We start from the raw sequence: 21,822 nt of genomic DNA, 5'->3' as shown, positions 1-21,822 counted from the left end.
TTTATTACTGAGCATACGCTATTGTGATTATACTGATTTTAGCATCCGGAATTACAAGTAAGGCCTTGGCACAAGCTTCCAATGTGGCACCACTGGTAATAACGTCATCAACTATAAGGAAATGCTTGGCATGGTGTACTGCTGAATAATTTGCCTGGAAAAGCTCCTTTTTTTCTTCGTTTCGGGCTGTAATGTTTTTCTTGGTTTGTGTTTTGGTATATAGGTTTCGTTGTAAAATGGTTTCGTCAAAGGGAATATCAAGTCTTTCCGACAATGATTTTCCAAAAGTGGTAACCTGATTGTAGCCTCGTTCTCTTTTTTTCTTTACATGAAGCGGTACCGGAATAATACAATCTACAGTTTTAATGATGTTGCACTCTTTGATGATATCGCTATAGTAATGTCCGAAAAAAGTTCCTACCTCTTGAGCGCCTCGGTATTTTAAATTATGAATTAATTGCTGTACTATTCCTTTTTTATTGAAATAAACAATTGAAGAAGCATGTTCTAAAGGAACACGTCCGTATAATCTTTTTTTGGTTTCGTTTTCAGAAGTTAAGTGGTGTGTAGTAAAAGGTAAATTGTGTCTGCAATGCAAACAAATGGTTTTCTCATGGCTTCCTAAGGCCGAGTTGCAACCTTTACAATTTTCAGGAAAAAGTAAGTTCAACAAGTTTTTTATGGCGTTCATCGATTTTTTTTCAGTTCAAATTATTTTAAAAGTACATTGAAAATTATTTCAATACCACAACCCAAATGCCATTTAAATCATCCAGTCAATTTTCGTCTGCAAGCATCGGATTTTTGCTTGTAGGAATGCTTATCGTTTCTTTTAAGCTATACAAAACAACCCAACAAAACGATAATCTAAAAGATAAATTGAGTATAGAAAATACTATTCATCAAAATCAGATTGCCGAAATTTTGCAGCGTTATGACTCCGTTAACGAGATTAAAGCTGTGGTAAAACCTGAAGTTATTAGTGTTTCTCGCATTGAAAAAGTTACGCCCAAAGTAGTAAAACCCGAAAAAAAATATCTTTCGGTTTCCAATTTTAATATTCGCTCGGTTCGTGTGGTAAATGGTGAGGTTTTTGAAACCAATAGCTCTACCAAAATCGATCAGTTCCGTATTTGCTTTACCCTAGAAAAAACCAAAGAAATTGAAAAAGGAAATAAAAAAGTATACATTCAAATTTTAAATCCAAAAAACCGACTTACAACTTTTAATGGTTTGAGTGATAATCCTAAGTACAGCATTTTGAAAGAAGTGTATTTCGATAATCTCGATACCGATGTTTGTACTTTTGTAGATTTATACCAATACCAATTAATTGCCGGCGAATATAAAGTCAATGTAATTAGCGATTCCAAAACAATTGCATCTACAGTTGTAAAAGTCAATTAATTTTCTTCTAAAAAGATAGTTTTCAAACTATTTTTTCCCAAGCTATTTTTATACTTTTGCGTCACTATGGCAAAACAAGAAGACTTATTTAAAAATGTAGTTTCGCATGCAAAAGAGTATGGATTTATTTTCCAATCGAGCGAAATTTATGATGGTTTAAGCGCAGTATATGATTATGCGCAAAACGGTGTTGAACTTAAGAAAAACATTCGTGAATACTGGTGGAAATCCATGGTGCAAATGCACGAAAATATTGTGGGAATTGATGCTGCAATTTTTATGCACCCAACCACTTGGAAAGCCTCGGGACACGTAGATGCTTTCAACGATCCGTTAATTGATAACAAAGATTCTAAAAAAAGATATCGTGCTGATGTTTTAATTGAGGATTATGCCGAAAAATTAAATCAAAAAGCACAAAAAGAAATCGAAAAAGCGAAAGCCCGTTTTGGTGAAGCTTTTGATGAAGCTCAATTTGTTTCTACCAACCCAAGAGTTGTGGAATATCTTTCTAAAAAGAATGAAATTTTACAACGTATGGCCCGCGGATTAGAATCGGGTGATTTAGCCGATGTAAAAGCTTTAATCGAAGAATTAGAAATAGCCGATCCAGAAACAGGTTCTCGTAATTGGACCGAAGTTCGTCAGTTTAACTTGATGTTCGGAACAAAATTAGGAGCATCTGCCGATACAGCGATGGATTTGTATTTGCGTCCGGAAACCGCTCAAGGTATTTTCGTTAACTTTTTGAATGTGCAAAAAACGGGTCGTATGAAGATCCCTTTTGGGATTGCACAAACCGGTAAAGCTTTCCGAAATGAAATTGTAGCCCGTCAGTTTATTTTCCGTATGCGTGAATTCGAACAAATGGAAATGCAATTTTTTGTGCGTCCAGGTGAAGAAATGAAATATTACGAATACTGGAAAGAAACGCGTTTGAAATGGCATTTGTCTTTAGGATTAGGTGCATCAAATTACCGTTTCCACGACCATGAAAAATTAGCACATTACGCTAATGCTGCCGCCGATATCGAGTTTAATTTTCCGTTTGGTTTTAAAGAATTAGAAGGAATTCACTCTAGAACCGATTTCGATTTGAAAGCTCACGAAGAATTTTCAGGTAAAAAATTACAATATTTCGATACAGAACTAAATCAAAACTATGTGCCATACGTAGTGGAAACTTCTGTTGGTTTAGATCGTATGTTCTTGGCGGTTTTCTCGAAATCCTTAGAAGAAGAAACGTTGGAAGACGGATCCACAAGAACAGTATTGCGCTTGCCATCTGTTTTAGCGCCAACCAAAGCAGCAGTTTTGCCATTGGTTAAAAAAGACGGACTTCCTGAAGTTGCTAGACAAATCATTGAAGATTTGAAATGGGATTTCAATGTAGCTTACGACGAAAAAGATGCTGTGGGACGCCGTTACAGAAGACAAGATGCTTTAGGAACACCATTCTGTATTACAGTAGATCACCAAACTCTAGAAGATCAAACGGTAACCATACGTCACAGAGATTCTATGCAACAAGATCGAGTTAAAATAGAAGAACTAAGAGGTATCATCAACAATGAAGTTTCGATGAGAAACTGGTTGATGAAGATGTAATCTAGAATAATAAGTAATAAGTAATAAGTAAAAACCCAGATTTCATAATTGAAATCTGGGTTTTTTTTATTTCTAAATTCCGAAATCTAATTTCTAACCTTCAAGTGCATCCCACCCTCTTGCTTTTAATTCGATTTTTGTGTTAGCGCGCGTAACCAAATGAATTCCTTCGCTTTCCTGTGTCATATGGCCAATTACAGTGAAGTTTGGATTTCCTTTAATTTTGTCGTAATCCTCCATTTTTATAGTAAACAGCAGTTCGTAATCTTCCCCGCCATTAATTGCAACAGTAGTACTGTCAATATTGAATTCTTCACACACATTAATAAACTGAGGATCTAAAGGTAATTTGTCTTCGTATAAATTACATCCAACATTGGATTGTTTGCACAAATGCATAATTTCTGAAGATAAACCATCTGAGATATCAATCATTGATGTTGGTTTAATTTCTAGTTTTTCTAAGATATCACGAACATCAATACGAGCTTCCGGTTTAAGCTGACGTTCAATTAAATACGTGTAATTGTCTAAATCTGGTTGGTTGTTTGGATTGACCAAAAAAACTTGTTTTTCACGCTCTAAAACTTGCAAACCCATATACGCCGCTCCAATATCGCCCGATACAACTAGTAAATCGGTAGCCTGTGCGCCTTTTCGATAAATAATTTCGTTTTCACTTGCTACACCTAATGCGGTAATTGAAATCAGCAATCCTTTTTGAGAAGAAGTAGTGTCACCACCAATAACGTCTATATTATATACTTTTGAAGCTAAAGCTATGCCTGCAAATAATTCTTCTAAAGCCTCTAATGGAAATCGATTGGATACTGCAACAGAAACAGTAATGTGTGTTGGCGTTGCATTCATGGCACAAATGTCGGATACATTAACCGAAACCGCTTTATAACCTAAATGTTTCAAAGGCATATACGCCAAATCGAAGTGAACCCCTTCAACTAACAAATCGGTTGAAACCACTGTTTTTTTGTTGTTAAAATTCAATACGGCGGCATCGTCCCCAATTCCTTTTAAAGTAGAAGGTTGTGAAATTTCAAATTGTTTGGTTAAATGGTTAATTAAACCAAATTCGCCTAATTGCGCTATACTGGTTCTTTGTTGATTTTTATCTTCAATCATTTTTTAAAAAAGTTGCTAAGCTATAAAGTTACTGAGTTGCTAAGTTTAAGGTTGTAAAGGTACAAAGTAATAGTGCAAACAAAAAACCCGATTGTATTTGCAATCGGGTTTTGTTTTATCGTTTCATACTAAAATGAGCTTTAAACTCTCTTGTTTCACCATTGAGTTTGTAGAAAACCTGAAACCAATAGTCTGTAGATGGGAGCATTTCGCCATTGTAAGTTCCATCCCAACCTTTTCCAGACGGACTAATCTGTTTTAGGAATTTTCCATAACGGTCAAAAATATTGATAAACGATTCGGGTTGATCTTTTAGACCGGTAATATTCCAATAGTCATTTATCCCATCTCCGTTAGGTGTGAAGAAATTGGGGTAACTTAATACATTAACAACCAAGTCGGTTTGTCCACAATTTGCCTTTGTGTCATATATATGGATAGTGTATTCACCGGCAGGAACATTAGTAAAAATATTGCTAGTCTGTATCGGGCCATCTTCCAATTGGTACAAATATTCACCATAGCCTCCATCAACATGTACTGTGATGTCGATAAAATCTTCAAAAGCACCAGATTGGGTATAACTAGCTATGGCAATGCTGGATTGTTCAATAGTTACTGTAGTAGAGTTGTAATTACAGTTAGCACCAACTTCAGGAGTTAGTTTGATAAAGTCTACCGTATAGGTTCCGGCTGCACTTGCGGTATAGCTCACACCGGTTCCCATTAAGTTTCCGTTAAGATACCAGTTCGCCGAGAATAATGCTGGGTTTAAGCCAGTATTGATTGTATAAGTTCTGGTTGCTTCATTGGTTGTTGGATCAACACAAATAATACCACCTTGTAAAGTAATGTCTAATAAAGGATATACCGTGAAAGTGAATGAAATTTCATCGTTACAATTAGCATTATTTGTAGCCGATCCATACAGATAATAGGTATATGTTTCCGGATTTCTGGTAGTGTTTACAATGTTTAAATTGGTTATTAAATTGGCTGCATTACCGCCAGGTTGTGAGTAATAGCCAATGTTATACGGGACAGTTGGCAAAGTAGGGAGTTGGTAATTTCCGCATTTTTCAACAGGAAAGTTTAACCCTAAAGTTGATAAATCGGGTGTTTCTGAAACAATAATATCAAAACTATCTTCTTGTGTACAAATAATTCTATCGCCATTTACTGCATACACATAAATGGTGGTAGTTGTATTCGGTGTATTGAAAATAGTTCCAGGAGGTACTGGATTAACTCCGGTTGGATCATAAAAATAGCCAATTGTATAATTAAAAGGAGTTGGTGCCACATGCGTTAAAGCAGGCAGTTGATAATTCTCATACTCACAAACATTTACATTTTGATAATCTGGCAGATTGATTCCGTTATAAGTTACTGTAAATGGTCGATTAATTTCACATCCAGTTGTAGTATCAATATTGTATAAATAAAAAGTTTGTGTTGAATTGTAAACCTGCGTTGGCAACACTACTGAGCCTCCGCCGGAAGGACCGCCTGGGGCTGTGTAAATGGTGCCATTTGTTGGAGTAGAAATTGTATAGGGGAAACATTCTGTCCTGCTAAAAACATTATCAGTTGGAGGAAAAGGATTCAAATCTATTGTAAAACTAGACTCGTTTTCGCAATTATTAGCATCTAAACCATTATAAATGTAATATGTGCCTGGCGATAAATTCACACCCGATAAATCGATTATTTGCCCTGCATTTAATTGAATTTGTCCTGGAATCGTTGGTCCTCCCGATAACGTATAATAGGTGCCGTTCGTTAAAGGAGGCAATATAAATTCACCGCAATAGGTTCCACTAGCAATTGTGTCTACTGGCGGTAAAGGATTAATGGTAATGTTATAATTTAAGTTAGAAGTACAATTCGGCAACGTAGTCGTATTTGTAAAATAATATACAATTTGAGAAGATGTTATGTTCAAATCTGTTATCTCAGTTCCTCCGCCATTTGGAGCAGTATAATATCCTCCAAAAGCAACCGCAGGCAATGTGTACATACCACAACCAGATACTGCTGAAAATACAGAGGTGTCAACCAAATCAATTTGAAAAGGGTTTTCTAGTGCACAATTCCCAGGAGCGCCAGAACTTGTTGTATGTGCAAGTTGATTGTACACATAATATATTCCAGGAAAATTTGGACCATTTACGCTTATTACATCTCCAGCAAATAGTGGTGTGCCAGAACCGTTTGGTCCAGAAAAATAGTTTCCATTAGTCAAAGCGGGTAAAATATAACTATCACAGTTTACTACATCAGCTGGGTCGTCTACTATAGGTAAAGGATGAATGTAAAAAACGAACTGCTCATCTCTACAAAAAACACCATTTACTTCAGCATAATAATACAACGTTTCGGTAATTGTAGCTGCAGTTGTGTTGATGTATTCTGTCCCAGAAGGAACAATAGATCCCGTACCCAAGGGTCCGCCAGGTTGTGTGTAAAAATTACCAATATTTTGGGGAGGTGTTGGTACAATAAATGTTCCGCAATGGTCTAATTGAGGTACATATTCATCAATAAGAGTTAAATTAAAATTAGATTCATTTGTACATCCATTTGCATCAGGACCTACAAAAATATAATACGTTCCTCCATCAACTAAAATATCTCCTGCGTTATATTGTACTTGACCGGGTGTTGTTGGTCCTCCTGACAAAAGATAGTATGTTCCATTAACAATAGAAGGTAATGTATATTGACTGCATTCTGTAGGGTCCGGAATATCATCTACAACGGGTAATGGGTTAACTGTAATAGTTACAGAAGTGACATCGAAACAATTTGGATTTGAGTTGTCTTGCATTCGTATTCCAACTGTAACGGTTGACGTTCCGTTTGGAATTGATACCGAAACCACAGGATTTGTTCCCGAAGTTGCTTCTCCAACCGAATTGTAATAAGTAACAGTGTAATTTGCTGGGGATTGACCGTTTAGAACTTCATCAGTAGTGATTGCGCTAAATGTATAATTGGTACTGCCTTGACCTTCACAAACCGAAATTGCATTAGGAGGTGTAGCCACAACGGCATTGGTAACAATTAAATCGAATGTATATTGAGCATCACAAAAATTACCTGTAGAAGTATTTAAAATTTTAATATATATTGTTTGTCCACCAGAACTAGAATACGATGATAAATTACCGCTAGGGATTGGGTTATTAGCTGTAATATCCGCAGGAGACTCAAAATAAACAACATCGTAAATAGTTGTGTCTATCCCTAAAGCAGCTTCATCATTATTTGTTAAATTAAAAGTATAGGTGGTGGCACCGGTATTACACGTTAGTAAATTTTGAGGATTATTTACAGCCAAATCGGTAAATACAATAGTATCGGTTATCAAACAAGAACCTTTTACGGCTTCAACTGAATAACTTCCTGAATGAGTAACAGTGTATGATGAGTTTGTTTCCCCAGGGATAGGGGTTCCGTTTTCATACCAAGTATACGTAAAGGTATTATCTAATCCTGTTTCTAATAAAAAAGTATCTCCAGTACAAATAATTTTATCGGGGCCTAAATCTAAGGTAGTTGTAAAACTTCCTGCCGACAAAAAAACTGCAGAATCAAAACCCGAATTGGCATAATCTCCAATAACCAAACGAATTCGATAAGGGGTATTTGGCACAACTGCTGATGAGGCGTTCATGACAACCGTTTGTCCTCTCATGTTCAATGCAGAACTCGGATTTCCAACATTGTAAATTCCAAAAAAGCTAGGGTTCACCGATGCACAATTGTTGTTCGGACTTGAAGGATCATTATAGGCGCTATTTCGAATTGTAGCTACAGAAACCGGGGTTGTTGTACCAGGAATTACGGCTAAATTGTTAGAAACCCCAGAAGACAAATCGGTTAATACAAAAGCAAAGACATCACTAAATTCACATTGATAAAACCCATATTCGTTTGAAGCAAACAAAAAATTAAAACTAAAACTATTTGAAAGTGGAATAAAATCAAACTCCAAATATTCAGCATCAACTATAGGGCTTGTTCCACCGTTAGCATTACTTAAGTTTTGTAAAAAAGCATCTCCTGTCGGTGTAACGGAACTGCTTAAATTATTGCCCGTGTATGGGCCTTGCGTATGAGTTGCAATACCATTTCGGATTATAACACCTTCTGTAATAGGAAATGTCGATCCATTTTGATTAAAATAGGCAACCGCTTGAGTCGAAGAAACCGAAATATTCGAAACTTCAACACAAGAATTACCCAATAACAAATTGACTAATTGGGCAGGCGAATTTGTGGTATTGTCAACAGTAATTGTTTGGGAATACGTGATACTTCCAAATAAAAAAAGGAATATGAATGTAAGCTTTTTCATAGAAATTTTCTGGGGCTATTAAAGATACAAAATATATTTATTCTCATAAATAAGTTCTGTCGTTTCAAAGATGTTTTGCATAAAAAAACCGACAACCATTAGTTGTCGGTTTTCTAAATTATATTGTTGTAAAACTTAATCGTTCAGTTTCAACACGGCCATGAAAGCTTCCTGCGGAATCTCTACATTACCTACCTGACGCATACGTTTTTTACCTTTTTTCTGTTTTTCCAATAATTTACGCTTACGGGAAATATCTCCTCCGTAACATTTAGCGGTAACGTCTTTACGTAAGGCTTTAATGGTTTCACGCGCAATGATTTTCGCTCCAATTGCCGCCTGAATCGGAATATCAAACTGTTGTCTCGGAATCAGTTCGCGTAATTTCTCACACATTTTTTTACCGATGTTATAGGCATTGTCCTCGTGAATCAAAGCCGAAAGCGCATCTACCGACTGTGCATTCAACAACACATCCAATTTTACCAATTTCGAAGTACGCATACCAATTGGGTGGTAATCAAACGAAGCATACCCTTTTGAAACCGTTTTTAATCGGTCGTAGAAGTCGAATACGATTTCCGCCAACGGCATGTCGAAATTTAATTCTACACGTTCCGTGGTCAGGTATGTTTGATTGGTAATCAATCCGCGTTTTTCAATACACAAACTCATTACGTTACCAACGAAATCTGCTTTGGTAATGATAGTGGCTTTAATATAAGGTTCTTCTACACGGTCCAGTTTTGATGGCTCCGGTAAGTCAGAAGGGTTGTTTACGACAAGGGCTACTTCCGGTTCTTTTTTGGTGTACGCCAAGTACGACACATTGGGAACCGTGGTGATTACGGTCATGTCAAACTCACGCTCCAAACGCTCCTGGATAATTTCCATGTGTAGCATTCCTAAGAAACCACATCGGAAACCAAATCCTAGTGCTGCCGAGCTTTCCGCGGCAAAAACCAAGGAAGCATCATTTAACTGGAGTTTTTCCATCGAAGCACGTAAGTCTTCATAGTCTTCAGTGTCTACCGGATAAATTCCGGCAAATACCATTGGCTTCACATCTTCGAAACCTGTAATCATATTGGTGGTTGGCGTTTTGGCATCGGTGATGGTGTCACCCACTTTTACTTCTTTGGCTTCTTTAATTCCGGAAATTAAATACCCTACATCTCCTGTAGAAACTTTGTCTTTAGGGACTTGGTTTAATTTCAAGGTGCCAATTTCGTCAGCAAAATATTCGTTACCGGTTGCCATGAATTTTATCTTCTGGCCTTTTTTGATTTCTCCGTTTTTTACTCGGAAAATAACTTCAATACCTCGAAACGGATTGTACACCGAATCGAAAATTAACGCCTGAAGTGGCTCTTCCGGATCACCTTTCGGAGCTGGAATTTTTTCAATAATCGCAGCTAAAATATTTTCCACACCAAAACCGGTTTTACCCGATGCATGAATAATATCTTCTAATTTACAACCTAATAAGTCAATAATATCGTCGCTTACTTCTTCAGGGTTTGCGCTCGGTAAATCTACTTTGTTTAATACCGGGATAATTTCCAAATCGTTTTCTAAAGCAAGATATAGATTAGAAATGGTTTGCGCCTGAATACTTTGCGCCGCATCCACAATCAAAAGCGCGCCTTCGCAAGCGGCAATCGAACGAGAAACTTCGTACGAGAAATCCACGTGACCCGGAGTGTCAATTAAATTCAGGATGTATTTTTCGCCTTTATAAGTATATTCCATCTGGATGGCGTGACTTTTAATGGTAATCCCACGCTCACGCTCCAAATCCATGTTGTCCAGCAACTGCGCTTTTTCTTCGCGAGCTGTTACGGTTTGTGTAGCAGCTAATAAACGGTCTGCTAACGTACTTTTCCCGTGGTCAATGTGTGCAATAATGCAAAAGTTTCTTATTTTCTTCATCGTCGTTCAGTGTCTTTTTTCAGGGCGTTCCCACAAGGGTCGGGTCTTTCGCTGTATCTTTTTTCGGCTATTTCGTCCTTCAGCAAGCTCAGGAACCTCAATTGCCCAAAAAAGGATGCCGCTGCAACCCCTAACGCAATCCCTATTAAAGGTAGGGAATTAATCGGCAAATATAGTCAAAGTTTTGATTGTAAAATGCAGTTTAATTACCTGAAACGTTAAACCTTAAGCCCAAAGTCATAAAAATTTGTAATTTTGCCGCAAAATAGAGCAGATGGTCAAAATTGGCAACATAGAATTACCGGATTTTCCTTTGTTACTTGCACCTATGGAAGATGTGAGTGATCCGCCATTTCGTCGTTTGTGCAAACAGCATGGCGCCGATTTGATGTACTCGGAATTTATTTCCAGCGAAGGCTTGATTCGTGATGCTATGAAAAGTCGTAAGAAACTGGATATTTTTGATTACGAGCGCCCGGTTGGTATTCAGATATTTGGAGGAGATGAAGAGGCAATGGAGTTATCGGCTAAAATTGTTGACACTGTTCAGCCTGATTTGGTGGACATCAACTTTGGTTGTCCGGTAAAAAAGGTGGTTTGCAAAGGAGCCGGAGCCGGAGTGTTGAAAGATGTGGATTTGATGGTGCGTTTAACCAAAGCGGTTATCAAAGGAACCAATCTCCCTGTAACGGTTAAAACCCGTTTGGGTTGGGACGAAAGTTCTATTAACATTGATGAGGTTGCAGAGCGTTTACAAGATATTGGGGTTCAGGCCTTAACAATTCACGCCCGTACACGTGCGCAGATGTATAAAGGACATTCCGATTGGTCGCATATTCAACGCGTGAAAGAAAACCCGAGAATCACGATGCCTATTTTTGGAAATGGAGATATTGATTCCCCGCAAAAAGCATTGGAATACAAAAATAAATACGGACTGGATGGTATGATGATTGGTCGTGCTGCCATTGGCTATCCTTGGATATTTGACGAGATTAAGCATTATTTCAAAACCGGCGAATTGTTACCGCCACCCGATATGGAAGCCCGTATTCAAGCCGCTCAAAATCATTTAAACTGGTCGATGGAATGGAAAGGGGAACATGTAGGCATTGTAGAAATGCGTCGTCATTACACCAATTATTTCAAGGGAATTCCACATTTTAAAGAATACCGACAAAAGTTGGTAACAAATAACAGTGCGGAAGAATTGATGCAAATTTTTGATGAAATCCGAGACGCTTTTTCGGATTATCAGACACTTTAAAATATAAAAACCGGCTTATCACAAGCCGGTTTTCTTTTTTACTACGTGTGAATTACACCTGTATTTTTTTCCATTTCCCTTTTCGGTAAAGTACTATTCCGGCCAATGTAATTCCTGTTTCGGCAATAGGAACTGCCATAAATACACCGCTAGGGCCCATGTTGAGGTATTTGGCTAGCAAATAGGCAAGAGGTATTTGAAACATCCAGAATCCGAAAAAATTAATTTTAGTGGGTGTCCAAGTATCTCCTGCACCATTAAACGTGTTGATGAGTACCATACCAATCCCATAAAACACAAAGCCTAAACTCATGGTGCGTAATGCTTCAAGGGCAATTTTTTGAACGGTAAAATCGTTGGAGAAAAACGAAATAATATATTGTCCGAAAAACAAAGTGATAACCATAATGGTTGCCATAAAAATGACATTGTATTTTGCTGTGGTGAATACCGATTTTTCGGCGCGTTCAATTTGTTTGGCTCCTAAATTTTGTCCCACCAAAGTTGCAGCGGCATTACTTAAACCCCAAGCCGGAAGGATAAAGAACATCATAATGCGTAAAGCAGTTTGATATCCTGCAGAGCCGTGATCACCTCCAGTGGTTGCAACCAACTGTGCTAAAAAAATCCAACTGCATGAAGCAATTACAAACTGTAAAACGCCAGGCGCAGCAATTTTAACGATATGTTTGATTTGATCAAAATCGGGAATAAAGTGCGCAAGAACTATTTTTAAAATTCCTTTTCCATTAAACAAATGATACATTTGATATAAAACTCCAATACTTCTTCCAGTAGTGGTTGCAATGGCAGCGCCAAGTAATCCAAAAGCTGGAATTGGTCCTAGTCCGTTAATGAAAATTGGGCACAATACAATATTGCATAAATTGGCCAACCATAAACTGCGCATAGCTATAGCTGCGTTTCCAGCTCCACGAAAAATTCCGTTGATTAAAAATAACAGCATGATAAATAAACTACTGCCCATCATCAAACGGGTAAAGTTTACACCGTATTCGGCTGCTTCTGCTGAAGCTCCCATGATTAGTAATATGTCTTTCGCATAAATAAATCCAACTATGCTAATTAGGGTATTAATGAAAACTGCAATAATTATTGCTTGCATACCCGATTTGGCAGCTGCTTCAGGGTTTTTCTCTCCAATGCGCCTTGCAACAACTGCGGTGGCCGCCATACTAATTCCAATAGCTAGCGAATAAATAATCGTGAGAACCGATTCGGTCAAGCCTACTGCTTGAATAGCAAAACTGCTGTGTTTCAAATGACCCACAAAATACAGGTCGACTAAAGCAAAAACCGATTCCATCATCATTTCTAAAACCATTGGAATGGCTAAGAGAATGACTGCTTTTTTGATGCTTCCGCTAGTGTAATCAAAAGATTCGTCTCCTTTAACTGCGGTTTTTATTGTCGAAAAAATTCGGGATATAGTGTTTTTTGAAGAGGTTGTTTCTGTCATGATAAATTAGGATAAAATGAATACTTTCGAACAAAGTGTGTTCGAGTGAAAATAGAATGTCCTAATTACCTTCCTGATACTTTAGGACGCCACAAAAACAATCATGGGCGTTCAATTATAATGAAAACAAATATAGAATTAATTTTGAAACAGAAATTAATCGAGTAAATTTTTATTTACTCTGCTTGAGGCTATCCAAGAAGCAAGAAAACCAAGTAAGATGATGGTGCCTAATACAATAGCGATGTTGGAAAACTCAAAAGAAATAGGATAAGCCATACTTGGTGTTATCATTATTAAAGCGAATTTTTGTTGTAAAAGCACAAATAAAATTCCAAAAAATAATCCTATTATACCTCCTAAAAAAGTTAGTAAACTTCCTTGGAAAAAGAAAATGCTTCTGAGTTCTTTAATTTCAGCACCTAAATTAAATAAGGTTTTTAAGTTGGCTTTTTTGTCTAAGATCATCATGATTAATGCGCCTACCAAATTGAATAAGGCAATAATAATAACTAAGGTAAAAATCAAATATATCGCGATGTTTTCGGTGTTGAGCATTTTGTGCAAACTGTCGTTAAGCTCTGCTCTGGTTTTAATTGCAATAGTGTTGTTGAATGTTTTTTTGATTTCATCAATGGCTTCATCATCGGTTACAGATGGTTTCAGTTTTATTTCGATATTAGAAACTTGATTTGGTTTGTATTGCAGTAGTTCTTGCGCCAGTGGTAAGTCAACAAAAACATACTTTTTATCTAAATCGTCATTGATGGCATAAATCCCAATAGGAGTTAATTCGGATTCGTTGAAAGCTTGCTGCGGATTTTCAATAGCACCTTTTCCGGGTTTTGGAACAAAAACTTCCAAACGATTATTAAAATCGAATAACCCCATCGAAAGGGTATTGGCAATTCCGTACCCTACTATAACTTGTGACGTTTCGGGTTGCAGCCATTGTCCTGCGTATATTTTATCTTTAAAAGGATTTACGTGTATGAATGTAGTATCAACACCTTTTAAATAAGCTACTTCCTGTTTTTGATTGAAAGAGAATAAAACTCGTTCTTCGATTACCTTACTATATAAAGCAATGGTTTTCGAATTTTTTAAAGCTGTTTCTTGTTGAGTTGAAACGAGTATGGATTTTCCGTTTTTGGGAAAAATTTTCAAATCGGGATCGGTATCATTTGCAAAGGAAAGACTAAACTCTCTTAACCCGCTAAATACCGATAAGACTATAAAAAGAGCCATCGTTCCCACAATTATTCCAACAGTGGCAATACCGGTAATGATGTTTATTGCCGTGCTTTTACTGAAACTTATCGTGTAACGACGCGCTATGTAAAACGAAAAATTCAAATTATGATTTCTTTCTTTTTGCTAACAAATCACGGTTTTCAATAGGGTTTTCTTCGCCTTTTAAAGCAGAGTCTATTTTTTCGATATAGTCCAAACTATCGTCTATGTAAAAACTTAAATTTGGTACACGACGTAATTGTTGTTTAACGCGTTGTGCTAAATCGTGCTTAATTAGTGGTGTATTGGTGCGAATTGCATTTAAAAGTTCAGGCCCTTTTTCAACTGGAAAAATGCTCAAATAAACCTTAGCAATCGATAAATCGGAGGTTACATTAACTTTAGATACGGAAATAATCAGGTTGCTAATACCATTTTTTCGCACTTCGCCTTGCAAAATATCTACTAAATCTTTTTGCAATACTGTTCCTATTTTTTTTTGTCTGTTTGTTTCCATGTTGCAAAAATACAATTTTTTGAGTTGTAAAAATTGAAACTGATTCGAAGACAGCTTTTTTGTTTTTTGTTACTTTTGATGAAATTTATTTTTTAGAAATTAAAATCATGAGAAAAATTGAACATATAGGTATAGCAGTGAAAGATTTGAAAGCATCCAACATATTGTTTGAAAAACTTTTTGGCGCACCGGCTTACAAAGAAGAAGAAGTGGAAAGTGAAGGAGTAAAGACGTCCTTTTTTATGAATGGGCCCAATAAAATTGAGTTGCTTGAAGCAACCAATCCGGATAGTTCGATTGCTAAATTTATCGAGAAAAAAGGCGAAGGGATTCATCATATTGCATTCGATGTGAAAGATATTGTTGCGGAAATGGAGCGTTTAAAAAATGAAGGTTTTGTGGTTTTGAATGAAAAGCCTAAAAAAGGAGCTGATAACAAATGGGTTGCTTTCCTTCATCCTAAAGGAACAAACGGGGTTTTGGTAGAATTATGTCAAGAAATTGAAGAATAATTTTGGAGTGTATAAAAATAGTAGTAATATTGCAACCTCAAAACTGGTCCTATAGCTCAGTTGGTTAGAGCACCTGACTCATAATCAGGTGGTCCCTGGTTCGAGCCCAGGTGGGACCACAATTGAAAAAATGTAAAAAAACGAAGTTGTTTTTAAGCGTTTTTGAAATTTGGAAAAATTTCAAATTAGGAAAAAATTAAGATTTTTTTTTGAAAACTATTGTATTATAAAAAAATCTTTCTATTTTCGTGGCTAGCGTTATTTAAAATTTTAAAATGCTAGTAATGCTATAAGTATCGTTCTGACGCAATTTTAAATTAGTATTAAATATTGATGAAAAAACAGATTTTGGTTTTGTCGGAATGTTAATTTTTATAATTTTATGACCATGAAAAGTGCCCTATATAAAATAATATTGTTTGTCGGAGTGATGTTGAACAGTGTGACGGTATTTTCGCAATCCGAACCACCAGCGCCACCACCGCCAACCCCACCTCCAGGTTTACCAATCGATGCGGGCGTGTTATTGTTATTCGTGGGTGCAATTGGATTAGCCTTTTATTATTTCAAAAATATATCTGTAAAAAAAGCTTCAAAATAATTTGAAGCTTTTTTTATTTCCTTAATTCGTTTAATCGACTAACATACTTTCCAATTACGTCGAACTCCAAATTAACGATTGTACCGATTTTGAAATTTTTAAAATTGGTGTGTTCTAAAGTGTAAGGAATAATTGCAACACTAAATTCATTTTCTTTCGAATTCACAACAGTTAAGCTAACGCCATTTACGGTAATAGATCCTTTCTCAATTGTAATGTTGTTGAAGTTTTTGTCGTATTCAAAAGTGAAATAAATGCTTCCATTTGCGTCTTCAATGTTTTTGCATACCGCAGTTTGATCTACATGACCTTGAACGATATGTCCGTCCAAACGGTCACCAAGTTTCATGGCACGTTCTAAGTTAACGGTGTCTTCAATTTTCCAACTACCAATATTGGTTTTGTCAATAGTTTCTTTAATAGCTGTAACGGTGTATAAATTATTGTCTTTTCGAACAACCGTTAAACAAACGCCATTATGCGCTACACTTTGGTCTATTTTTAGTTCGTTGGTTAAGGAAGATTCAATAGTGAGGTGTATATTTTCGTTTTCTTTTTCAATATTGGCCACTCTTCCAAGAGTTTCGATGATGCCTGTAAACATAACTGGATTTATTTTGCTAAATTTGCACTTCAAAATTAGCAATAAATAACGAATCGAAATGGTTAAAAAAACAGAGAATTTAATTGTAGGTATTTCTGTTGGAGATTTAAATGGGATTGGCGCAGAAATCATTCTTAAAACCTTTGAGGATGCTCGCATGTTAGAACTGTGTACGCCTGTTATTTTTGCTAACGTAAAAATCCTTTCGTTTGTTAAGAAATCGTTCCATTTGGAATCAAGTTTACACGGAATTGATAAGATGGATCAGTTGGTTCATGGTAAAATCAATGTGCTGAATGTTTGGCGTGAAGGTGTAAATCTTGAATTTGGAAAGAATGATGAATCGGTGGGTAAATACGCAATTAAATCATTTGTAGCGGCAACTCAGGCACTTAAAGATGGTTTGGTGGATGTTTTGGTTACTGCTCCTATTAATAAGTATAACATTCAATCGGAAGATTTTCGTTTTCCAGGGCATACGGATTATCTAAATCAAGAACTAGAAGGAAATGCTTTGATGCTTATGGTGCAAGATGGTTTACGTGTTGGGTTGTTGACCGATCATGTACCAGTAACCGAAGTTGCTAAAAATTTAACTGAAGCTTTAATTCGTACCAAAATTGAAACAGTAAATAAAACACTGAAGCAAGATTTTGGAATTACACGACCTAAAATTGCTGTGTTAGGATTGAATCCGCATTGTGGTGATAATGGTGTGATTGGAAAAGAAGATGATGAGGTTTTGAAACCGGCATTGAAAAAACTTTTTGAAGATGGAGTTATGGTTTTTGGTCCTTTTTCTGCAGATAGTTTTTTTGGCAGCGGACAATACGAAAAATACGATGCGGTAATTGCAACGTATCACGATCAAGGGCTTATTCCGTTTAAAACACTGTCTTTTGGTAAAGGAGTGAATTATACAGCAGGACTTGATAAAATAAGAACGTCTCCAGATCACGGAACCGCATATGAGATTGCCGGAAAAGGAGAAGCGGATTTTAATTCGTTTAAAGAAGCAGTTTATTTGGCGATAGATGTTTTTAATAGCCGAATTGAATATAATGAGCTGATTAAAAATCCGTTGAAAACCAAGCAAAAACAGTTATAAACAAAAAAATGTTTACAACTCGTTTGAATTTATAATAATTTTATATCTTTGCACGCTCAAAACTGTTGTTATGAATATTGAGAAAGATTTTTTAATTCCGTTTGTCGGATTAAAACAAGGGAAGCACCAGTTTGATTATCAAATAGATAAAAAGTTCTTTGAGGGCTTTGATTTTGACGAATATAACGACGTTGATGTTAAAGTAAGTTTGGTTTTAGATAAAAAAAGCACTATGCTTGAGCTTGCTTTTAAACACAAAGGAACTATTAATGTGCCTTGTGATTTAACAGGTGAGGAATTTGATTTGCCAATTAAAGGGAAGCTAAATTTAATTGTAAAATTTGGTGACACTTTTAATAATGAGAATGACGAGTTGCTAATTGTACCTCATGGTGAATTTCAAGTAAATGTTGCGCAGTATATCTATGAGATGATTGTCTTGTCGGTGCCTAGTAAAAGAGTGCATCCTGGCGTGAAAGACGGTACATTAAAAACCGACGTAATTGATAAATTAAACGAACTGGCTCCTAAAGAAGAGCATAAAGAAGAAGAGAATACAGATCCCCGTTGGGATAAATTAAAACAACTATTAACGGATAAATAATATAGTAAGATGGCACATCCTAAGAGAAAAACCTCGAAAACAAGAAGAGACAAGAGAAGAACGCATTATAAAGCGACAACTCCTCAAATTGCAACATGTCCTGTAACTGGTGAGGCGCATTTATACCACAGAGCATACTGGCATGAAGGTAAAATGTATTACAGAGGTCAGGTTGTTATTGACAAACAAGTAGCAGAAGCCTAGTTTCTAAAATGTATAGAGAAAACTCTCACGGTGTGGGAGTTTTTTTTGTTAAAACCTATTTCGTTGTAAATTAAGTAGTATAAAAAAGATATAGGTTTGGGATTTTTTTTGTAATTTCCACCACTTTTTGAATTTGTTTCTCAAAAAGAAAATACAATTTTTATGAATAAAATATCAGCTGCCATAACCGCTGTAGGGTCATATGTGCCTGACTTTGTTTTGTCTAATGCCGTACTAGAAGGCATGGTCGATACAAACGACGAATGGATTACTACGCGCACCGGTATTAAAGAAAGAAGATTGTTAAAAGAGGAAGGTCAAGGAACTTCATTCATGGCAATCCGAGCTGCAAAAAACCTTATTGAAAAAGCAGGAGTCGATCCGAAAGATATTGATTTGGTACTTATGGCTACCGCAACTCCAGATATGCCTGTGGCTTCAACCGGAGTGTATGTGGCAACTCAAATTGGAGCGGTAAATGCTTTTGCTTATGATCTTCATGCAGCATGTTCTAGTTTTCTTTATGGAATATCTACGGCTTCGGCTTATATCGAATCCGGACGTTATAAAAAAGTATTATTGATAGGAGCCGATAAAATGTCTTCTATTATTGATTATACCGATCGCGCAACCTGTATTATTTTTGGAGATGGCGCCGGTGCAGTTCTGTTCGAACCAAACCAAGAAGGTTTAGGATTTCAAGATGAATTTTTGCGAAGTGATGGTATCGGACGCGAGTTCTTGAAAATCGATGCGGGAGGTTCTATTCTACCGGCTTCAGAAGATACCGTTAAAAACAAACAACATTATGTGTTCCAAGATGGTAAAACCGTATTCAAGTACGCTGTTTCAGGTATGGCAGACGTAAGTGAAAAAATCATGGAACGCAATAATTTAACGAAAGACGATGTAAATTGGTTGGTAGCACACCAAGCAAACAAACGTATTATTGACGCAACGGCGAACCGTATGGGTCTTGACGACGAAAAAGTACTGGTTAACATCCACCGCTACGGAAATACCACATCGGCCACTTTACCACTATTGCTTTGCGATTTTGAAAACCAATTGAAAAAAGGAGATAATATTATTTTTGCTGCTTTCGGTGGCGGTTTCACATGGGGAGCCGTTTATTTGAAGTGGGCGTATAACAAACAATAAACAACCAAAACCAAATTTAGAATAGTATGGATATCAGAGAAATTCAAAACCTAATCAAATTTGTAGCAAAATCAGGGGCTACAGAAGTAAAATTAGAAATGGATGATTTTAAAATCACCATTAAAACCACCGAAGCTGGAGCCGCTGAAACAACGTATGTTCAGCATGTTCCAATGCAAGCGGTACCACAAGTAGCTGCTCCTGTTGCAGCTGCACCAGTAGCTCCGGCTGCACCAGCTACACCAGCAACTTCAGAAGATAATTCAAATTATATCACGATTAAATCACCAATGATTGGTACATTCTACAGAAAACCGGCTCCAGATAAACCTATGTTTGTTGAGGTAGGTAGTTCTGTTGGAAAAGGTGATGTGGTGTGTGTGATTGAAGCAATGAAATTATTCAATGAAATTGAATCTGAAATTTCAGGAAAAATCGTTAAAATTTTAGTTGACGATGCTTCACCAGTTGAGTTCGATCAACCTTTATTCTTAGTAGATCCATCATAAAAAGTTAGAAGTTAGAAGTTAGAAGTTAGAAGTTTTCTTTCTTCATCTTAATTGTCTAATGGACACATTGTCTAATTATCTAATTGTAAAGTATGTTTAAAAAAATATTAATCGCAAATAGAGGAGAAATTGCGCTTCGCGTAATTAGAACCTGTAGAGAAATGGGGATTAAAACGGTTGCGGTTTATTCTACTGCAGATGCTGAAAGTTTGCATGTTAAATTTGCGGACGAAGCAGTATGTATTGGACCTCCACCAAGTAATCTTTCCTATTTAAAAATGTCGAATATCATTGCGGCTGCAGAAATTACAAATGCAGATGCAATTCACCCAGGATACGGATTTTTATCTGAAAATGCCAAATTCTCAAAAATTTGTCAGGAACACAATATTAAGTTTATTGGTGCTTCTCCTGAAATGATTGAGAAAATGGGAGATAAAGCTACAGCCAAAGCTACGATGGAAGAAGCAGGAGTGCCATGTGTACCTGGTTCTAAAGGAATTTTGGATTCGTATGATGATGCTAAAAAAGTTGCAAAAAAAATCGGTTACCCAGTAATGATGAAAGCAACTGCTGGAGGTGGTGGTAAAGGTATGCGCGCTATCTGGAAAGAAGAAGAGCTTGAAAAAGCTTGGGAAAGTGCACGTATGGAAGCTGCTGCTGCTTTTGGTAACGATGGAATGTACATGGAAAAACTAATTGAAGAACCACGCCATATTGAAATTCAAGTGGTTGGGGATTCATACGGTAAAGCATGTCACTTATCTGAAAGAGATTGCTCAGTACAACGTCGTCATCAAAAATTAACTGAAGAAACGCCTTCTCCATTTATGACAGATGAATTGCGTCAAAAAATGGGTGAAGCTGCTGTTAAAGCTGCAGAATTTATTAAATATGAAGGAGCCGGTACGGTTGAGTTTTTAGTAGACAAACACCGAAACTTTTACTTCATGGAAATGAATACCCGTATTCAGGTAGAGCATCCAATCACAGAACAAGTTATCGATTACGATTTGATTCGAGAGCAGATTTTAGTAGCTGCGGGTGTGCCAATTTCTGGTAAGAATTATTTGCCTCAATTGCACTCAATCGAATGTCGTATCAATGCGGAAGATCCGTATAACGATTTCCGCCCTTCTCCAGGTAAAATTACTGTTTTACATTCGCCAGGAGGTCACGGAGTACGCTTAGATACGCATGTTTATGCTGGCTATACTATTCCGCCGAACTACGATTCAATGATTGCTAAGTTGATCACAACGGCTCAAACTCGTGAAGAAGCTATCAATAAAATGAAACGTGCGCTTGATGAGTTTTATATTGAAGGAATTAAAACTACTATTCCGTTCCACAGGCAGTTGATGGACCATCCGGATTATGTTGCTGGAAACTATACAACGAAGTTTATGGAAACTTTCGAAATGAAAGAGTAATTTCAAGATAAAAAAAGCCCAACCGCACGGTTGGGCTTTTTTATTTCTCAAAACTGAAAAGTGTTGCAAAAATGTATTTTTATTTTTTTTGCAACAATAACTGTTGCATTTTTTTTAAAATGAAGATTTTGCAACAGTA

At 36.6% G+C, this 21,822-nt stretch carries 19 protein-coding genes and 1 tRNA gene; 12 read left to right on the top strand and 8 right to left on the bottom strand.

The annotated features are described in order from the left end of the window. Positions 1–4: 4 nt before the first annotated feature. Complete coding sequence (locus tag ACZ1JT_RS04960) at positions 5–691, bottom strand: ComF family protein (protein WP_465095053.1); 687 nt, start codon at positions 689–691, stop codon at positions 5–7. A 65-nt stretch (positions 692–756) separates the two neighbouring features. Here ACZ1JT_RS04960 and ACZ1JT_RS04955 point away from each other — a divergent pair, with 65 nt between their 5' ends. Both ACZ1JT_RS04955 and ACZ1JT_RS04950 read left to right on the top strand, forming a co-directional pair. After that, on the top strand, positions 757–1,407 hold the full coding sequence (locus ACZ1JT_RS04955) for a hypothetical protein (RefSeq protein ID WP_465095052.1): 651 nt from the start codon (positions 757–759) through the stop codon (positions 1,405–1,407). A 66-nt stretch (positions 1,408–1,473) separates the two neighbouring features. Continuing rightward, positions 1,474–3,015 carry a glycine--tRNA ligase gene (locus tag ACZ1JT_RS04950; RefSeq protein ID WP_465095051.1) on the top strand — a complete coding sequence of 514 codons (1,542 nt, stop codon included), beginning with the start codon at positions 1,474–1,476 and terminating at the stop codon, positions 3,013–3,015. A 93-nt stretch (positions 3,016–3,108) separates the two neighbouring features. Here the strand turns inward: ACZ1JT_RS04950 and thiL are convergent, their stop codons facing one another. The 3 genes from thiL to lepA form a co-directional block, all read right to left on the bottom strand. Then, complete coding sequence (gene thiL / locus ACZ1JT_RS04945) at positions 3,109–4,155, bottom strand: thiamine-phosphate kinase (protein ID WP_465095050.1); 1,047 nt, start codon at positions 4,153–4,155, stop codon at positions 3,109–3,111. 115 nt (positions 4,156–4,270) lie between these two features. Continuing rightward, positions 4,271–8,518, bottom strand: a complete 4,248-nt coding sequence (locus tag ACZ1JT_RS04940; RefSeq protein WP_465095049.1) for a choice-of-anchor L domain-containing protein — start codon at positions 8,516–8,518, stop codon at positions 4,271–4,273. Positions 8,519–8,653: 135 nt separating this feature from the next. Further along, complete coding sequence (gene lepA, locus ACZ1JT_RS04935; protein ID WP_465095048.1) at positions 8,654–10,450, bottom strand: translation elongation factor 4; 1,797 nt, start codon at positions 10,448–10,450, stop codon at positions 8,654–8,656. Positions 10,451–10,724: 274 nt separating this feature from the next. Here lepA and dusB point away from each other — a divergent pair, with 274 nt between their 5' ends. Continuing rightward, on the top strand, positions 10,725–11,717 hold the full coding sequence (dusB, locus tag ACZ1JT_RS04930) for a tRNA dihydrouridine synthase DusB (protein ID WP_465095047.1): 993 nt from the start codon (positions 10,725–10,727) through the stop codon (positions 11,715–11,717). Between the two features lie 52 nt (positions 11,718–11,769). Here dusB and ACZ1JT_RS04925 read toward each other — a convergent pair whose 3' ends face one another. From ACZ1JT_RS04925 to rbfA, 3 genes are all read right to left on the bottom strand, one after another. Then, positions 11,770–13,197, bottom strand: coding sequence for an MATE family efflux transporter (locus ACZ1JT_RS04925; RefSeq protein WP_465095046.1), 1,428 nt, complete (start codon positions 13,195–13,197; stop codon positions 11,770–11,772). A gap of 156 nt (positions 13,198–13,353) precedes the next feature. Next, positions 13,354–14,553, bottom strand: coding sequence for an ABC transporter permease (locus tag ACZ1JT_RS04920; RefSeq protein ID WP_465095045.1), 1,200 nt, complete (start codon positions 14,551–14,553; stop codon positions 13,354–13,356). Between the two features lies 1 nt (position 14,554). Continuing rightward, positions 14,555–14,947 carry a 30S ribosome-binding factor RbfA gene (rbfA, locus tag ACZ1JT_RS04915; RefSeq protein WP_465095044.1) on the bottom strand — a complete coding sequence of 131 codons (393 nt, stop codon included), beginning with the start codon at positions 14,945–14,947 and terminating at the stop codon, positions 14,555–14,557. A gap of 107 nt (positions 14,948–15,054) precedes the next feature. On the opposite strand from rbfA, the gene mce reads away from it, so the two are divergent. The 3 genes from mce (at position 15,055) to ACZ1JT_RS04900 (ending at position 16,060) form a co-directional block, all read left to right on the top strand. Beyond that, complete coding sequence (gene mce, locus ACZ1JT_RS04910; protein WP_465095043.1) at positions 15,055–15,459, top strand: methylmalonyl-CoA epimerase; 405 nt, start codon at positions 15,055–15,057, stop codon at positions 15,457–15,459. A gap of 45 nt (positions 15,460–15,504) precedes the next feature. Further along, positions 15,505–15,578 (top strand) — tRNA-Ile (locus ACZ1JT_RS04905). 269 nt (positions 15,579–15,847) lie between these two features. After that, positions 15,848–16,060: a PID-CTERM protein-sorting domain-containing protein gene (locus ACZ1JT_RS04900; protein ID WP_465095042.1), complete on the top strand. Its 213-nt coding sequence runs from the start codon at positions 15,848–15,850 to the stop codon at positions 16,058–16,060. A 13-nt stretch (positions 16,061–16,073) separates the two neighbouring features. Here ACZ1JT_RS04900 and ACZ1JT_RS04895 read toward each other — a convergent pair whose 3' ends face one another. Further along, on the bottom strand, positions 16,074–16,664 hold the full coding sequence (locus ACZ1JT_RS04895; protein ID WP_465095041.1) for a riboflavin synthase: 591 nt from the start codon (positions 16,662–16,664) through the stop codon (positions 16,074–16,076). A 58-nt stretch (positions 16,665–16,722) separates the two neighbouring features. Here ACZ1JT_RS04895 and pdxA point away from each other — a divergent pair, with 58 nt between their 5' ends. The 6 genes from pdxA (at position 16,723) to accC (ending at position 21,683) form a co-directional block, all read left to right on the top strand. After that, positions 16,723–17,772, top strand: coding sequence for a 4-hydroxythreonine-4-phosphate dehydrogenase PdxA (pdxA, locus tag ACZ1JT_RS04890; protein ID WP_465095040.1), 1,050 nt, complete (start codon positions 16,723–16,725; stop codon positions 17,770–17,772). Positions 17,773–17,842: 70 nt separating this feature from the next. Then, positions 17,843–18,376: a YceD family protein gene (locus ACZ1JT_RS04885; protein WP_465095039.1), complete on the top strand. Its 534-nt coding sequence runs from the start codon at positions 17,843–17,845 to the stop codon at positions 18,374–18,376. A gap of 9 nt (positions 18,377–18,385) precedes the next feature. Continuing rightward, entirely contained in the window at positions 18,386–18,580 is a 195-nt protein-coding gene (gene rpmF, locus ACZ1JT_RS04880) for a 50S ribosomal protein L32 (RefSeq protein ID WP_081694205.1), read from the top strand. A gap of 162 nt (positions 18,581–18,742) precedes the next feature. Next, positions 18,743–19,741, top strand: a complete 999-nt coding sequence (locus ACZ1JT_RS04875) for a beta-ketoacyl-ACP synthase III (protein ID WP_465095038.1) — start codon at positions 18,743–18,745, stop codon at positions 19,739–19,741. A 26-nt stretch (positions 19,742–19,767) separates the two neighbouring features. Next, complete coding sequence (gene accB / locus ACZ1JT_RS04870; protein WP_465095037.1) at positions 19,768–20,250, top strand: acetyl-CoA carboxylase biotin carboxyl carrier protein; 483 nt, start codon at positions 19,768–19,770, stop codon at positions 20,248–20,250. 92 nt (positions 20,251–20,342) lie between these two features. Next, complete coding sequence (accC, locus tag ACZ1JT_RS04865) at positions 20,343–21,683, top strand: acetyl-CoA carboxylase biotin carboxylase subunit (protein WP_465095036.1); 1,341 nt, start codon at positions 20,343–20,345, stop codon at positions 21,681–21,683. Positions 21,684–21,822: the final 139 nt, after the last annotated feature.

The sequence above is a fragment of the Flavobacterium sp. IC2-16 genome, from assembly GCF_055521455.1.
This window is presented reverse-complemented; position numbering and strand designations above follow the sequence as displayed.

Bases quoted from the DNA above. Each gene is read 5' to 3' on its own strand.
- pdxA (WP_465095040.1), top strand. From the start codon at position 16,723: ATGGTTAAAAAAACAGAGAATTTAATTGTAGGTATTTCTGTTGGAGAT.
- ACZ1JT_RS04955 (WP_465095052.1), top strand. From the start codon at position 757: ATGCCATTTAAATCATCCAGTCAATTTTCGTCTGCAAGCATCGGATTT.
- ACZ1JT_RS04900 (WP_465095042.1), top strand. From the start codon at position 15,848: ATGAAAAGTGCCCTATATAAAATAATATTGTTTGTCGGAGTGATGTTG.
- accC (WP_465095036.1), top strand. From the start codon at position 20,343: ATGTTTAAAAAAATATTAATCGCAAATAGAGGAGAAATTGCGCTTCGC.
- ACZ1JT_RS04925 (WP_465095046.1), bottom strand. From the start codon at position 13,197: ATGACAGAAACAACCTCTTCAAAAAACACTATATCCCGAATTTTTTCG.
- rpmF (WP_081694205.1), top strand. From the start codon at position 18,386: ATGGCACATCCTAAGAGAAAAACCTCGAAAACAAGAAGAGACAAGAGA.
- ACZ1JT_RS04940 (WP_465095049.1), bottom strand. From the start codon at position 8,518: ATGAAAAAGCTTACATTCATATTCCTTTTTTTATTTGGAAGTATCACG.
- thiL (WP_465095050.1), bottom strand. From the start codon at position 4,155: ATGATTGAAGATAAAAATCAACAAAGAACCAGTATAGCGCAATTAGGC.
- mce (WP_465095043.1), top strand. From the start codon at position 15,055: ATGAGAAAAATTGAACATATAGGTATAGCAGTGAAAGATTTGAAAGCA.
- ACZ1JT_RS04885 (WP_465095039.1), top strand. From the start codon at position 17,843: ATGAATATTGAGAAAGATTTTTTAATTCCGTTTGTCGGATTAAAACAA.
- dusB (WP_465095047.1), top strand. From the start codon at position 10,725: ATGGTCAAAATTGGCAACATAGAATTACCGGATTTTCCTTTGTTACTT.
- ACZ1JT_RS04950 (WP_465095051.1), top strand. From the start codon at position 1,474: ATGGCAAAACAAGAAGACTTATTTAAAAATGTAGTTTCGCATGCAAAA.
- ACZ1JT_RS04875 (WP_465095038.1), top strand. From the start codon at position 18,743: ATGAATAAAATATCAGCTGCCATAACCGCTGTAGGGTCATATGTGCCT.
- ACZ1JT_RS04960 (WP_465095053.1), bottom strand. From the start codon at position 691: ATGAACGCCATAAAAAACTTGTTGAACTTACTTTTTCCTGAAAATTGT.
- rbfA (WP_465095044.1), bottom strand. From the start codon at position 14,947: ATGGAAACAAACAGACAAAAAAAAATAGGAACAGTATTGCAAAAAGAT.
- ACZ1JT_RS04895 (WP_465095041.1), bottom strand. From the start codon at position 16,664: ATGTTTACAGGCATCATCGAAACTCTTGGAAGAGTGGCCAATATTGAA.
- lepA (WP_465095048.1), bottom strand. From the start codon at position 10,450: ATGAAGAAAATAAGAAACTTTTGCATTATTGCACACATTGACCACGGG.
- accB (WP_465095037.1), top strand. From the start codon at position 19,768: ATGGATATCAGAGAAATTCAAAACCTAATCAAATTTGTAGCAAAATCA.